Raw genomic sequence first — 14,581 nt, 5'->3', positions numbered from 1 at the left:
CCCGGAGGTTCCAGAGATCAGTGCGCCGCCGCGTCCCAGCTCTTCCCGACACCCACGGACACGTCCAGGTCGACCTGCAGAGGGAAGGCGCCTGCCATCTCCTCCCGCAGCAGGGTGGTGAGTTGCTCCTGCTCACCGGGGGCGACCTCGCAGAGCAGCTCGTCGTGCACCTGGAGCAGCAACCGCGACTTCAGACCCTCGGCGTCGATGCGGCGTTGCACGTTGAGCATGGCGACCTTGATGATGTCCGCCGCACTGCCCTGGATCGGAGCGTTCAGGGCGGCCCTCTCGGCGAGCTCGCGCCGCTGCCGCTGATCGCTGGTCAGATCGGGAAGGTAGCGGCGTCGGCCGTAGATCGTCTGGGTGTATCCGTCGAGCCTGGCGACGTCGACCGCGCGGCGCAGGTAGTCGCGGATGCCGCCGAAACGGGCGAAGTAGGCGTCCATCTGCTCACGGGCCTCCTCGACGCTGATCTTCAACTGGCCGGACAGGCCGAAGGCCGAGAGCCCGTACGCCAGGCCGTAACTCATCGCCTTGATCCGCCGCCGCAGCTCAGGGGTGACCTCCGCGGCCGTGATGCCGAAGGCCCTGATCGCCACCGCGGTGTGCAGGTCCTCGCCCGACCGGAACGCCTCGATCAGCGCCAGATCCTCCGACAGGTGGGCCATGATCCGCATCTCGATCTGCGAGTAGTCGGCGGTGATCAGGCTGTCGAAACCGGTGGCCGGGACGAACGCGGCCCGGATCCGGCGGCCCTCGTCGGTGCGGACCGGGATGTTCTGGAGGTTCGGCTCGGTCGAGGAGAGCCGTCCGGTCGCGGCCACCGTCTGCAGGTAGGTGGTGTGGATCCGGCCGTCCTCGCCGACCGCCTTGAGCAGACCCTCCACCGTGGTCTTGAGCTTGGTGACGTCACGATGACGGAGCAGGTGCGTCATGAACGGATGCTGCGTCTGCTCGTGCAGCGCCACCAGCGCGTCGGCATCGGTGGTGTATCCGGTCTTGGTCTTCTTCGTCTTGGGCATGTTCAGCTCGTCGAACAGCACCACCTGCAACTGCTTGGGCGACCCGAGGTTCACCTCGTGCCCGATCACGGCGTAGGCAGCCAGCGCAGCCGTGTTGGCCTCGGATTCGAACGTGGATCGCAGATCCTCGAGATACGGCACGTCCACGGCGATGCCGCAGCGCTCCATCCGGCCGAGTACCTCCATCACCGGCAGCTCGATCTCGGTCAGCAGCGCCTGTTGCCCGCTCTCCTCGAGCGAGACCTGCAGCGCCGCAGCCAGATCGATGACGGCGAGCGCCTTGATCATCTCGGCGCGGTCGTCCACCACCTGCTGGTCGACGGCCGCCGGCTCCTCGAAGGTCAGGGTGAGCTGCTCGGCCTCGTCCGTTGCCCCCGGCCCGGCATCCAGGGTGCGATGCAGATACCTCTGCACCAGGTCGCCGAGATCGAACGCCCGCTGCCCGGGAAGCGCGAGGTAGGCGGCCAGCGCGGTGTCACTGGTGATGCCCTGCACGCTCCAGCCCCGGGCGGCGAGGGCGTTGACCGGACCCTTGAGGTCGTGACCGACCTTCGGCCGGGCCGGGTCCGACAGCCATCGCGCGACCGCCGCGTCGTCCGCCGGGTCCAGGGTCGTGACGTCGATGACGGCGCTGACCCCTGCAGCATCGGCCACCGCGATGGTGCTGACGTCGCCGCCGCCCGGCGCCCAGGTCCCGCGGAGCGAGATCCCGACCGTGCCCGCCGCGTGCCTGTCCAGCCACGGCGCCACCTGACCGGCCTCGAGACGCACTCCGGCGACGTCGAATCCCTCGGTGCTGGTTTCGTCGGCCTGCTCGAAGGTCTCCAGCAGGCGTTCCCGCAGGACCTTGAACTGCAGGTTGTCGAAGATCTCGTGCACGGCCTCGCGGTCGTAGGGCTGGGCCACCAGGTCCAGAGGGTCGGCGGTGAGGTCGACGTCCCGGACCAGTTCGGTCAGCCGCCGGTTCTGCAGGACGCCCGACAGACCGGCGCGCAGCGCATCTCCGGTCTTGCCCGGGATCTCGTCGACCCGGTCGACCAGTTCGGCGAGCGAACCGAACTCGCGCACCCACTTCGCGGCCGTCTTCTCCCCCACCCCCGGGATGCCGGGCAGATTATCGGAGGGATCCCCGCGCAGCGCGGCGAAGTCCGGGTACTGCGCGGGCGTCAGACCGTACTTGTCCAGCACCTCCTCCGGCGTGAACCTTGTCATGTCCGAGACACCGCGCCGGGGGTAGAGCACCGTCACCGACGGGGTGACCAGTTGGAGGGCGTCGCGGTCGCCGGTGCAGATCTTGACCGTCATGTTCTCCGCCTCGGCGCGGGTGGTCAGGGTGGCGATGACGTCGTCCGCCTCGAAGTTCTCGGCCGTCAACACCTCGATCCGCAGTGCGCCGAGCACCTCTTTGATCAATTCGACCTGACCCTTGAAGTCGGCCGGCGAGGCGGAGCGGTTCGCCTTGTAGTCGGCGAACTCCTCGCTGCGCCACGTCTGACGCGACAGGTCGAAGGCCACCGCCACGTGGGTCGGCCGCTCGTCCCGCAGCAGGTTGATCAACATCGAGGTGAACCCGTAGACCGCGTTGGTGGGCTGACCGGTGGTGGTGGAGAATTTCTCCACCGGGAGGGCGAAGAACGCCCGGTAGGCCAGCGAGTGCCCGTCGAGCAGCAGCAGGCTGGGTCTGGAGTCGGTCGCCACACGAGCGGGCGCAGCCTTGGACCGGGTGGTTCTCGTCGCGGGCGCAGCAGTAGCCATCACGCGGTCGAGTCTATGGTCAAGCACCGACAGCCCACCGATGCGCAGGAGTGTCAGATGAGCGAGCAGGAACCCGACGTCGCCGACCAGCTGGCCCGGATGAACGCCGTCCGCGGCGAGCTGGCCGAGCGGATGGAGATCGAGTTGACCCAGGTCACCCTGGACCGGGTCACCGGCCGCATGCCGGTGGCCGGCAACCGGCAGCCGTACGGCCTCCTGCACGGTGGCGCCAGCGCCGTGCTGGCCGAGACCCTCGGCTCGTTCCACGCCGCGACCGTGGTTGCTCCGGAGGGCACGGCGGTCGGGCTGGAACTCAGCTGCACGCACCACCGTGGGGCGCGCGACGGCTTCGTCACCGGGGAGTCGACGGCGATCTTCGTCGGACGCACGGTGGCCACCTTCGAGATCGTCGTCAGCAACGAGGCGGGCGAACGGGTCTGCACCGCCCGGCTCACCTGCGTGCTGCGGCGCGGGACAGCGTGAGGATCGGAGAGGCCGTCACCCCGTGTGGGTGACCGCCGCCCTGGCCGTGGCCGGCCTGAGGCATCGCCCCTCCCGCTGGGCGACCCTGGCGCTGGGCATCGCGGTGGCGGGGGTGCTCCCCCTGGTCGCCGGTGGCCTTCGGTTGACGGCCGAGAACGCCGCCGTGGAGGCCGCGGTCGATCAGGTCCCGGCGCCGCAGCGCACCGTGCTGGCCGTCAGCAGCCAGACCCTGGGCGTCGCCGATCAGCGGGCGGAGGACTCGGCCATCCGTCAGCGGTTCGTCACTCTCGAAGTGTCGACCACCCAACGATTGATGGCCTACCGCCAGCTGTCGGTGGCCGGCAGTACCTTCACCCTCGGAGCCGCTGACGGTGTCGCGAAGGAAGTACGGCTGACCTCGGGCCGTGCGCCGAGGTCGTGTGTTCCGACCCGGTGCGAAGTATTGCTCAGTGCCACCGGCGGGCCGAGCGCCCCACCCGTCAGCATCGCCTCGATCGTCCCGGCGGCCCGACAGCTCGGTCTGGTGGTCACCGGCACCGCCGAACTCCTGGACGACCGGCTGGTCGGGAGTGGTCTGATCGATGACCAGCAGCCGCTGCTGCTCGGCGATTCGGTGGACGAGATGGCCGCGCTGGCGCCACTGACCCTGTTCGGCCGCACCACCGCCTGGGTCAGCTCGCTCACCGGCCGGGCGATTGCCCGCACCGGGGTCCTGGCCTTCCGGCAGGGTTTGTCCTCGCTGGCCGACGATCTCAACGTCAAGGTCGGCGGACTCTCGATCAGCTGGCCCGAGGACGCAGTCGTCGCCGCCGCGGGCCGGGCCTCTGCCTCCGCCGCACGATTCACCATCCTGGGTGCCGGCGCCGCCGTCCTGCAGTTGGGCTTCTGCCTGGCCGCCGCCGGCGGCAGCCGTCGCCGCCAGCAACTGGTGGTGGGTCTGCTGTCGCGACGTGGTGCCACCAGGGCTCAGCTGGTCGCGACCCCGGTCCTGCAGATCTCGGTGGTGGTGACCGCGGGTGTGCTCATCGGCGCGGCGGTGGGGACCGGCATCGTCGCCGCACTCTCGGGGCGCATGCCCGCCGGCCGGGTCGACACGGCGGTGACCGCCCTCCAGGGTGCGTGGCCGACGCTGGCCTGGCTGGGCATCGCCGCTGTGGTGCTGGCAGTCGCGGTCGCACTGTGGCCGAGGGACGCCGAGCGGACGACACGGGTGGCGTTGGACTGCCTGCTGGTGGCCTCGATCTCGCTGACCGTTCTCGTGCTGACCGGTCCCGGGACCGACTCGGCGGGCACGGATCCCCTGACCACCGGTGTGACCACCGTGATCTCGGTGGCCGCCGGACTGGTCGCCGCCAGGTGCTGGCCGTTGCTGGTCGGCCTGTTCCGACGTCTCGGCCGGCGGGGGCGGGTCGGCATCATCGGTCAGATCGCGATCCTGGGGGTGCAGCGTCGGGCGCTGGCGCCGGCGGTTGCGGCCGGATTCCTCGCCGCCGCAACCTGTTCGGTCGTCTTTGCCGGTTCCTACCAGGCGACCCTGCGGCAGTCGGCGACGGATCAGGCCTCCTACCTGGTACCGCTGGACGCACGGATCGCGCCCAGCCGTAGCGTCGCCACCCCACTGAGCGTGCTGCAACCGGCGGCCCTCCACGCCATCGATCCAGGTGTGGTCATCGATCCGATCATCACCAGCGCGGTGACCGTGTTCGGCGGCACCGGTCGCGCCACCGGGCTGCCCCTGACCGGCATCGACCCCGGGGCGGTCGCGCTGATGCACGACTTCGGTGCGGTCACCGGGGCCGAGCTCGACAGCCGTCAGGTCGCGGAGGCGATCAGGGTGGTCCCGGCCCGGTCCACCGGGAGCGTTCCGGTGATCCCCGCCGGTACCCGCAGCCTGAGGATCGCGACGACCGGGGTGAACCAGGACGTCTTCGTCGAGCTCTGGGTGGCTTCTGCGGAGGGCGCCGAGCAGCAGATCGCGTTCACCACCGATGGAAACCTGCTGCGGGCGGATCTGCCGGCCGGGCCGACCCTCCGGGTGGTCGCCCTGGAAGTGGTCGAGACGTCGAACAGCCTCGTGCATCGCCAACATGCGGTCGGCGAGGGCAACACGGACCACGCGCTGCCGACGGGCGACCTGACGTTGGGCGCCGCCACCGCCGATGGTGCGGCGCTGAGCTGGAACTGGGCCGGATGGGGCTCGGACACCGCGGCAGTCGTACCGGCGCCCGGCGTTCCCGGATCCCACCTCGCCGTCCACTACCAGATCGGCGACGCCCGGATCGTGCTGAGTCCGGCGTTCGTCCCCAGGGCGGATCTGGTCCCCCTCCCGGTGGCGGTGGACCCGACCACCGCGGCGGGGGCGCAGAACGGCATCGTCGCGGTCACGGTGTCCGGTCTGACCCTGCGCGCACGGGTGGTCGCGATCCTGCCCCGGATGCCCACCATCGGTACCCGCTTCGTGGTCGCGGACCGCACCCAGGTGGCAGCCCTGCTCGACCGCACCGCACCCGGTACGGCCTCGGTCACCCAGGTCTGGATCGCCGCACCCGAGTCGGCGCTGCCGGCCCTCGCCGCCGCTCTCACGAGTTCCCCGGCCAGCACGGCCACCATCTACCGGAGAGCACAGATCGAGCAGTTGCTGGCCGCCGACCCGGTAGCCACCAGGTCCGGCACACTCCTGGCACTCGCCGGGATCATCGCCCTGACCATGGCGATGGCCTCGATGGCGATGTCGGTCAGGGTGGACCGGCAGGATGCTGCTGCCGACCATCTGGCCTGGGAGTTGGACGGCCTCGGGCCACCGTCGATCCGGTGGGTGCTGTTCCTCCGGGTCTGCGCCGTCATCGGTCTCGGTGTGCCGCTGGGTGCGGTCGCCGGTGCGGCGCTGACCGGGACCGCGGTGGCGTTGATCGGGGTCGGCCCCGGTGGCGCGGCGGTGACGCCACCCCTGAGCGTCAGTCTGGGCGGCGGGTGGACGGCCACCATCATCGGCCTCACCCTGGGTGCCTGCCTGCTGGCCAGCGCGCTCTCGGCGGCCACCGCGTTGCGTGAGCGGTACCCGCAACCACCGGAACTCGACCTGAGATGACCGACCTGGTGCGTGTCACCGACGCCTTCGTGGCCTACCCCTCGCCGGCCGGCACCGTGATGGCGCTCCGCGGCCTCGACCTCGAGGTGGCCGCCGGGGAACGGCTCCTCGTACAGGGGCCGAACGGATCCGGCAAGTCGACCCTGTTGCGGCTGCTGACCGGCGAACGCGCCGCCACTGCCGGGTCCGTCGAAGTGGCCGGCACCGATCTGACCAGGTTGTCGGGATCGGCGCGGCGCCGCTGGCGGCGTTCGAGCGTCGGCCTGGTCGACCAACACGCCCGCCGCGCCCTTCTCCCGGAATGGCGTGTGGTCGAGAACGTCGCGCTGCAGCTGCGACTGGCCGGCCTGGCCGCCGGCCCGGCGGCGCAGAAGGCCACCGAGACGCTGGAACGCCTTGGTCTGGCACATCTGGGCGATCGATCGATCACGACGCTGTCGGGTGGGGAGGCACAGCGGGTCGCGATCTGCGCCGCCCTGGCGCACGACCCGGCACTGATCCTGGCGGACGAACCGACCGGCGAGCTGGACGAACTCGCCGCACGTCAGGTGTACCAGCTGCTGGCCGGGGCCGGCCGATCCCACGGCGCAGCACTCATCCTGGTCAGCCACGATCGCAGAGCATCTGAGGCGGTGGACCGCGCGGTCCGGATTCGGGACGGGCGGGTCGCCGAGCAGTGGACACCGGGGACGGACCAGGGCGAACTGCAGGTGCTGGACGGGCAGGGTTGGCTGCGGCTGCCTGCCGAGGTACTGGGACGACCCGCCACCGCGGGCGGTCGCGGGTCGATCACGCTGCAGGCCAGAGCCCTGCCGGACGGAGCCGTCCAACTCACGCCCGACCCCACGCTGCCCTCGTTCGACGGTCGTGGCAGCGTCGTCGATCAAGAGGCGCCACGGATCACCGCGGTGACACCGGTGGCGGTCCTGCCCCCGGTGGCGCACCATCCTGCTTCGGCCCGCCCGATCCTGCGGATGACCGACGTGGGCATGGTTTTCGGCACCAGCACGGTGTTCTCGCACTTCGATCTGATCCTGCATCCGGGCGACCACGTGGTGCTGCGCGGGCCATCGGGCTCCGGGAAGTCGACCCTGCTCGGCCTGTCCGTCGGTCTGCTCGACCCGACCCACGGCACGGTCCGGATCGCGGCCACCGACTGGAGCGGGGTGGACCGTTCCGGGCGGGCCCGGCTGCGTCGCGACCACGCGGCCATGGCGCCGCAGAGCACGATCCTGCCCGACGCGCTGACCGTGCGGGAGAACCTCTGGTTCGTCGCCATGCTCCGACGCCGACCCGGCGACGACGTGCTCAGGGTGGCAGCGGATCTCGGCCTGACCGGGCTGCTCGAACAGCCGGTCGGGCTGCTCTCCGGCGGCGAGCGTCAGCGGGTGGCCGTGGCCAGATGCCTGGTGTCCGGCGCAGCACTGGTGGTGCTGGACGAGCCGACGTCGCAGCAGGACGAGCGCTCGGCGATGATGGTCGCCGCCGCGGTCCGGGCGGTCACCGAACGGGGAGGCGCGGTGCTCGCCGCCTCTCACGATCCGGTCTTCATCGCGTCGGCCGGGGCGATCAGGGACCTCCAGCCCCTGTCACCGTCGCCGTTCCCGTTCCGGACGACGGGAGGTCAGCCGCCGAGATAGGCCGCTGCCACCGAATCGTCATCGAGGAGTTTCTCGGCCGGGCCCTCCATGTTCAGATGACCCGATTCGAGGACGTAGGCGTAGTCGGCGATCTCGAGTGCGGCGAGGGCATTCTGCTCGACCAGCAGCACGGTCGTCCCCTGGGCCCGGATGGTTTCGATCGTCTCGAAGATGAGATCCACGAGCACCGGCGCAAGTCCCATCGACGGCTCGTCCAGGAGTAGGAGACTGGGGTTGCCCAGCAACGCCCTGGCCACCGCGAGCATCTGTTGCTCGCCGCCGGACATGGTGCCCGCCTTCTGGGTGATCCGCTCGCGGAGCCGCGGGAACAGCTCCAGCACCCGCTCGCGGTCCAGGGCGATCTGAGCGGTGTCGTTCCTGGTGAAGGCTCCCAGATCGAGATTCTCCGACACCGTCATGCGCTGGAAGATCTTCCGACCCTCCGGCGACTGGCAGATGCCGAGCTTGACCACGTCGTGGCCGGGAATCCCGTTGATCTTCCGGCCCTTGAAGACCACCTCACCGCTGCGCGGTTTGAGCAGACCGGAGATGGTCCGCAGGGTGGTGGACTTGCCGGCGCCGTTGGAGCCGATCAAGGTGACGATCTCGCCCTCGTAGACCGTCATGTTCAGGTCTTTGACTGCGGCGATGTTGCCGTAGTTCACGTTCAGCGACTTGAGATCGAGAATGACGTTCTTGCCTTCGCCCCTGATGGCCGGGCGGCTGGACGAGGACGGGACAGCACTCGCGGAGATCGTCATTTCTTCCTTCTCCCCTCGCGGGTGCCGGTCTTGCCCAGATAGGCCTCGATCACCTGTTGATTGTTCCTGATCTCGTCCGGCGTACCTTCGGCGATCAGGCTGCCGCGGTCGAGCACGGTGATCCGCTCGCTGACCTTCATGATGACGCTCATGTCGTGCTCGATCAGGAGGACGGAGAGATCCTTCGCATCGCGCACACGGTAGACGAACTCGTTGAACTGGGCACTTTCCTGCGGGTTCATTCCGGCGGTCGGCTCGTCGAGCAACAGGATCTTGGGTTGCAGCGCCAGCGCTCTCGCGACCTCGAGCCGACGTTGGTCGCCGTAGGAGAGGTTGCGGGCGAGTTCCCCCTCGACCTTGCCGATCCCGACGAATTCCAGCAGTTCCCTGGCCATGTCCCTGGCGGCCCGCTCCTCGCGTCGCTGGGCGGGCAGTCGCAGCACGGTACCGAGAATTCCCGCCTTGAGGTGGGAATGCATGGCGACCATGACGTTTTCCTCGGCCGTCATCAGGTTGAACAATCGGATGTTCTGGAAGGTGCGCGCCATCCCCAGGGCGGCCCGCTTGTGCGGCTTCACTCCGTTGATGTCGGTGCCATTGAGGAAGACGGTGCCCTCGGTGGCGTCGTACAGACCGGTCAGCACGTTGAAGAAGGTGGTCTTGCCGGCACCGTTCGGCCCGATCAGGCTGACCACCGACCTGGGCGGGATCGAGAACGACACGTCGTTCACCGCCACCAGACCGCCGAACGCGATCGTGACGCGGTCGGCGTACAGGGTGTTGCCGGCGATCGGGTCCTGGCCGCCCGCGTGGTGCTGGACCACGGTTGCTTGCGTCACGGTCAGGACTCCTTGTTCAAGGATGGAGTGACGTCACCTGCGGTAGCGGCGATTTCGGCGTCCTCCGCAGCGTCGGCGTGCTCGAACACCTCCGATTCCACCTCGGCCTCGGTGATGTCGGCCCCCATCGCTTCCATCTCCGTCCGGTTGGGGGTCGACATGAGCGCCTTGGTGCGTTTCTCCGGGATCAGTCCCTCGCGCCGGAACAGCATCATCAGTACGAGCAGAACACCCAGGATGACGAAGTTGTAGCGGGGCAACGTGTTCGCCAGATCCGTACCGAACCAGGAGTCCAGCTGCACACCGATCTGCTGGAGCCCGGTGCCGTTGAGCCAGGCCAGCAGGAAGGCCCCGATGGTGACGCCCCAGACGTTGCCCATGCCGCCCAGCACGACCATCAGCAGCACCAGTACCGATTTCCCGAAGTCGAACCCCGACGGCGAAACCGCACCGGTGACACCCGCGGCGTTGGCCACACCGCCGATCCCGCCGAAGAATGCACCGACGGCATAGGCGGACAGCTTGGCCCGCACCAGCGGAACCCCCATCATGCTGGCGGCGAGCTCGTCCTCGCGGATCGCAAGCCACGCGCGTCCGAGCCGACCCTCCCGGATCCGGAGCGAGATGAACAGGCAGACCCCCACCAGCGCACCGAGAACCAGGATCTTGTAGATGTTGTCGGTCGAGTTGTTGGTCAATCCCTTGGGCACGCCGACGTAGTTGAAGGGTCCGGTCCCGATCGGGTCGATCACCGAGATCCCGCCGTCACCACCGGCCAGGTTGAAACCGCCGATGTCGTTGCTGTTGCGGAAGAACTGGGTGATCACCTCTCCGAATCCCAGCGTCACCAGCGCCAGGTAGTCGCCCCGCAGCCGCAGCGTGGGAGCACCGATCAGCAGACCCAGAATCGCGCAGAGCACGCCCGCGATGATGATCACGAACCAGAAGTTGATGTGCGTCCCCCCGTTCGAGTTGGGGACCGACGTGAGCAGGTGGACGTTCCAGGTCCAGTTGAACGGTGCGGCCATCAACCAGCCGGCGGTGTACCCGCCGAGCGCCCAGAACGCCACGTATCCCAGATCGAGCAGGCCGGCGTAACCCACCACCACGTTGAGGCCGAGCGCCATGATCGCCCACATCAGGCACTGGACCACCGTTGCCACCGGCAGCCAGCTGGTCACCGATCCGGAGATGGTCGAGTTCAGCTGCGGGAGGATCTCCTGGTAGAGCAGGAACAGGCCGACGATCACGATCACGTAGCCGCTGGGCCACTTGTAGTGACCCAGTCGGGCGCGGCGACCCGGAGAAGTAGAGGCACTCATGAGCTACACCTTTTCCGTCGTGCGGCGACCGAAGATTCCTTCGGGTTTGAACACCATGAAGACGATCAGGATGAGGAAGACGACGGACTGCGACCAGGCTTGGCCGAGCCCGTGGGCGCCACCCTCGTTGATGCCCTGGATCAGACCGATCAGGAGGCCGCCGACGACCGCACCGAGGAGGTTGCCGATTCCTCCCAGCACTGCAGCGGTGAAGGCGATCAGGCCGAGTTGGGTGCCGGTGTCGTAGTAGGTCTGGGTCTGCGCGAGGAAGTACAGCACGCCGGCCGCGCCGGCGAGCGCGCCGCCGAGAGCGAACGTGAACGAGATGGTGCCGTTGACGTTGATCCCCATCAGACGGGCGCCGTCCTGGTCCTGGGCCACCGCCCGCATGGCCTTGCCGCGCTTCGTCCGGCCGACGATGTACGTCATGGCCAGGAGCAACGGGACCGTCACCACCAGGACCAGCAGGAGCTTGTAGAGGTAGACCCCCTGGATGATCGGACCACCCCAGTTGATGTCCCAGTTCTTCTGGGCGGAACCGTTGATCCAGTCCTGCTGGGCGATGCCGCGAAAGATGAAGCTCAGTCCGACCGCCGTCATCAGCGGGGCCAGTTTCGGAGCGTTGCGCAGCTTCCGGTAGGCCAGGAACTCCGCCGAGACGTTGATGAAAGCGCCGAAGGCCATCGCGACGGCCAGCGTGATGATCAACGGCAGGAGGGTGGCCAGGGTCAGGTTGGAGACGCCGAAGATGTGCACCATCACATTGGCCGCGACGATGGTGGCGAGCATGAACAGATCACCGTGGGCGAAGTTGATCAGCTCGATGATGCCGTAGACCATGGTGTAGCCGAGCGCGATGAGGGCGTAGAGCATTCCGTTCTGGGCCCCGACCAGGATCGACCCCAGGAACCTGGACGGATCCCCGATCAGGTTCCAGATCACCCACACGATGCCCAGAGCCAGTACGGCCAGCCCGATGTAGCGCTCCAGAATGGGTCCGAGTCGGACCTTGGCCTTCCGGCGTGTTCCGCCGATGACAAGAGTTGCCATTGTTGGTACGAACCCTTCCGTGAGATCTTCCCGCCGCCGTCCGGACCGCAGATCGATCACCAGCGTGTTGTCGTGGCCGCGCAGGGCAGCTGGGGAGGTCAGACGCCAGATGCCTGGGCCGGGGCGACTTCTCGCCCGCGACCCAGGCATCTGGGGTGGATCAGTTGACGGCCTGGGCCTTCAGGAAGGTCTCCTTGCCGCCCTTGACCAGCTCGACGGTGATGTCCTTCGCGGACGTGTCACCCGCCTTCGGGTCGATGACGATGTCCTTGCCCGTCACCGACTCCGCCTTCGGAATCGTGATTCCGCTGCCGGAGAACACTGCGTCCGTCACGCCCTTGCGCGTGCCGTCCGACTTGGCGATCGCCGCGAGGATGACCTGGACCGCTGCCACGCCGTACAGCGGGTAGCTGCCATTGGGATCCGCGCCGTACTTGGTCTTGAACGCCGTGATCAGTTTGGCCGCAGGGCCGCCACCGGACACCAGTTGGTCGGTGGTGAGTCCGGCGAAGGTCAGGTACATGCCGGCCGACTGCGACAGCGCCAGCAGATCCTTGTAGCCGGTGAAGCCGTCCGGTGCCATCAGCTTGACCGCGGTGTTGTCACCGAGGACTGCGACCTTGTCCTTGATCAACTGACCACCGTTGTTGTCGTAGATGCCGCCGAGGTAGACGCAGTCGGCACCCTTGGACTTCGCCTGCTGGAACAGAGCGGTGTAGCTCGGCTGCTTCGCGTCCCATGACTCGGAGCCCACGATGGTGATGCCGGCCTTCGCGGCCGCGGTGGAGAACGCCTTCGCGACGCCGAGCCCGTAGGTCTGGTTGTCGTTGAGGACGAAACACTTCTTGACCTTGAGGTCGCTGGCCGCGAAGCTGGCCGCCGCGTTGCCCTGGTAGTCGTCGGTGGTGACCACGCGCGCGTAGTTGCGCTTGCCGGTCGGGTAGTACTTCGCGGGCTCACCGGTGTCCCAGGTCTTGGTCAGACCAGGGTTGGTGTTCGCGTTGGAGACCATCAGCAACGGGCCGGTGGTGTCCTGGTTGAGCACCGGGACCTCGATCTTCGCGCAACCCGAGTTGAAGGTGCCCATCACGGCCACCTCGTCGGCGTTGGCCACGTGATCGGTGGCGTTCTTTGCGCAGGCCGCGTCGTCCCAGGCGCCCTTGGCCGCGGTGGAGTCGTCGTAGGTCTTCAACTTGATGCTGTAGTTGCCGGCCTTGTTGCCGATCTGGTCCAGGTACAGCTGGATCATCTTGTTGGTGTCCGCCGACTGCCCGGCCGAAGTGCCCTGCAGAGGGAGATCGGTGGAGATGGTCAGCGTCTTGCCGGTGGCCGCGCCGCCGGACGGTGCCGCCACGGCTGCGCCACCGGAGGTGGCCGCACTCGAGGACGGGCTGCTGCTGGACGAGCTCTTGCTGGCGCAGCCAGCGAGCACGACAGCGGCGGCCGTTCCCACAGCCACCACGCGAATGATTGAACGAGTTCGCAATTGTCCTCCTCATCAAAGGCCGTCCTGCGCAAGTTGCACAGCACGGATGGTGCGTCTTGCGCCCGACCGGCGATCGGCGATGTTTCCGACGACCAGAGTTGACAGCCCCGATCGACCTTGCCGGCCGGTGCGAACCACCGGTGCGGTCTGTAGTCCGAACAAAGCCGGATGCAGCCTGACGCACAGTTGTTTCAGCCGGGTTACTGATCAGCCTTCGCCGGCAGTCCGACCTGAGCCGACATGCCCGCAGAACAGGAGGCTATTCGCATGACCTGGAAATCACCATTGCGACGCCGAGTGGTGCCCAAATCGTGATCTTGCGACCCGGTGCGGCTGCTGTCCCGTCCCGGTGCGTCACCGGGCACCACCGATCGGTCAGGCCTTGGCCCCCAGGCCGTCCAGCACGGCCTGCGCCACCGCCTGCATGGACGTGCGCCGATCCATCGCCGTCCGCTGGATCCAGCGGAACGCCTCCGGTTCGGTCATCTTCTGATTCGTCATCAGCAGGCCCTTGGCCCGGTCGATGAGCTTTCTGGTCTCCAGACGCGCGGTGACATCGGAGACCTCCTCCCGCAGGGCCACCATCTCGGCGTAACGGGCCACCGCGAGTTCGATCGCCGGCAGCAGATCCGCGGGTGAGAACGGTTTGACCAGGTACGCCATAGCACCGGCATCCCTGGCGCGCTCGATCAGATCTCGCTGCGAGAAGGCCGTCAGCATCACCACGGGGGCGATCTGGCCGGCCACGATCTCGGCGGCGGCGTCGATGCCGTCCTTCTTCGGCATCTTGACGTCGAGGATCACCAGATCAGGCCTCAGCTTGATCGCGAGGGCGACCGCTTCCTCCCCGTCACCGGCCTCGCCGACGACCTCGAAACCTTCCTCCGCCAACATCTCGGCGAGATCCAGCCTGATCAGGGCCTCGTCCTCGGCAATGAGAACGCGACGCGGACTGGTCATCAGCCACCTCCCGGTTGTGGGTCCGGTGCTCGGACCCCGATGTCTTGCGTGCTGCCGTGAATTCGGCCGCGCAGGGAGCGTACCGAGGGGATGTAACTCCTGTGTGACGATGCGGTCCCGCGGCGCCGCGTCCGTTCCGGATCGGGTGTGATCGCGGACTCGCCGGGAGGGTCGA

At 68.1% G+C, this 14,581-nt stretch carries 10 protein-coding genes; 3 read left to right on the top strand and 7 right to left on the bottom strand.

The features are described 5' to 3' along the window. Positions 1–17: 17 nt before the first annotated feature. Positions 18–2,777 carry a DNA polymerase I gene (polA, locus tag H7F38_RS16050; protein ID WP_187094759.1) on the bottom strand — a complete coding sequence of 920 codons (2,760 nt, stop codon included), beginning with the start codon at positions 2,775–2,777 and terminating at the stop codon, positions 18–20. A 57-nt stretch (positions 2,778–2,834) separates the two neighbouring features. Here polA and H7F38_RS16045 point away from each other — a divergent pair, with 57 nt between their 5' ends. From H7F38_RS16045 to H7F38_RS16035, 3 genes are read left to right on the top strand one after another with little or no spacing between them, the layout of a single operon-like run. After that, on the top strand, positions 2,835–3,260 hold the full coding sequence (locus H7F38_RS16045; RefSeq protein WP_222618116.1) for a PaaI family thioesterase: 426 nt from the start codon (positions 2,835–2,837) through the stop codon (positions 3,258–3,260). Between the two features lie 28 nt (positions 3,261–3,288). Next, a complete protein-coding gene (locus tag H7F38_RS16040) occupies positions 3,289–6,348 on the top strand; it encodes a hypothetical protein (RefSeq protein ID WP_187090788.1) in 3,060 nt (1,019 codons plus the stop codon). Next, positions 6,345–7,988: an ATP-binding cassette domain-containing protein gene (locus H7F38_RS16035; RefSeq protein WP_187090787.1), complete on the top strand. Its 1,644-nt coding sequence runs from the start codon at positions 6,345–6,347 to the stop codon at positions 7,986–7,988. Before H7F38_RS16040 ends, H7F38_RS16035 begins: the two co-directional genes overlap by 4 nt. Here H7F38_RS16035 and H7F38_RS16030 read toward each other — a convergent pair. From H7F38_RS16030 to H7F38_RS16005, 6 genes are all read right to left on the bottom strand, one after another. After that, entirely contained in the window at positions 7,973–8,749 is a 777-nt protein-coding gene (locus tag H7F38_RS16030) for an ABC transporter ATP-binding protein (RefSeq protein WP_187090786.1), read from the bottom strand. The two genes, H7F38_RS16035 and H7F38_RS16030, sit on opposite strands and share 16 nt — an antisense overlap. Continuing rightward, positions 8,746–9,540: an ABC transporter ATP-binding protein gene (locus H7F38_RS16025; RefSeq protein WP_370531378.1), complete on the bottom strand. Its 795-nt coding sequence runs from the start codon at positions 9,538–9,540 to the stop codon at positions 8,746–8,748. Before H7F38_RS16025 ends, H7F38_RS16030 begins: the two co-directional genes overlap by 4 nt. A 50-nt stretch (positions 9,541–9,590) precedes the next feature. After that, positions 9,591–10,910 (bottom strand): branched-chain amino acid ABC transporter permease, encoded by a 1,320-nt coding sequence (locus tag H7F38_RS16020; protein ID WP_187090785.1) that lies wholly within the window; start codon positions 10,908–10,910, stop codon positions 9,591–9,593. Positions 10,911–10,913: 3 nt separating this feature from the next. Then, on the bottom strand, positions 10,914–11,960 hold the full coding sequence (locus H7F38_RS16015; protein ID WP_187090784.1) for a branched-chain amino acid ABC transporter permease: 1,047 nt from the start codon (positions 11,958–11,960) through the stop codon (positions 10,914–10,916). Positions 11,961–12,120: 160 nt separating this feature from the next. After that, on the bottom strand, positions 12,121–13,419 hold the full coding sequence (locus tag H7F38_RS16010) for a branched-chain amino acid ABC transporter substrate-binding protein (protein WP_187090783.1): 1,299 nt from the start codon (positions 13,417–13,419) through the stop codon (positions 12,121–12,123). 402 nt (positions 13,420–13,821) lie between these two features. Beyond that, the gene (locus tag H7F38_RS16005; RefSeq protein WP_187090782.1) at positions 13,822–14,406 is read right to left on the bottom strand and encodes an ANTAR domain-containing response regulator; all 585 of its coding nucleotides are present in this window, start codon (positions 14,404–14,406) and stop codon (positions 13,822–13,824) included. Positions 14,407–14,581: the final 175 nt, after the last annotated feature.

This window comes from Nakamurella sp. PAMC28650 (assembly GCF_014303395.1).
GTDB lineage: Bacteria > Actinomycetota > Actinomycetes > Mycobacteriales > Nakamurellaceae > Nakamurella.
This window is presented reverse-complemented; position numbering and strand designations above follow the sequence as displayed.

What these genes read in the sequence shown, in the direction of transcription:
- polA (WP_187094759.1), bottom strand. Translation starts at nt 2,777, where the DNA reads ATGGCTACTGCTGCGCCCGCGACGAGAACCACCCGGTCCAAGGCTGCG.
- H7F38_RS16045 (WP_222618116.1), top strand. Translation starts at nt 2,835, where the DNA reads ATGAGCGAGCAGGAACCCGACGTCGCCGACCAGCTGGCCCGGATGAAC.
- H7F38_RS16035 (WP_187090787.1), top strand. Translation starts at nt 6,345, where the DNA reads ATGACCGACCTGGTGCGTGTCACCGACGCCTTCGTGGCCTACCCCTCG.
- H7F38_RS16030 (WP_187090786.1), bottom strand. Translation starts at nt 8,749, where the DNA reads ATGACGATCTCCGCGAGTGCTGTCCCGTCCTCGTCCAGCCGCCCGGCC.
- H7F38_RS16020 (WP_187090785.1), bottom strand. Translation starts at nt 10,910, where the DNA reads ATGAGTGCCTCTACTTCTCCGGGTCGCCGCGCCCGACTGGGTCACTAC.
- H7F38_RS16015 (WP_187090784.1), bottom strand. Translation starts at nt 11,960, where the DNA reads ATGGCAACTCTTGTCATCGGCGGAACACGCCGGAAGGCCAAGGTCCGA.
- H7F38_RS16005 (WP_187090782.1), bottom strand. Translation starts at nt 14,406, where the DNA reads ATGACCAGTCCGCGTCGCGTTCTCATTGCCGAGGACGAGGCCCTGATC.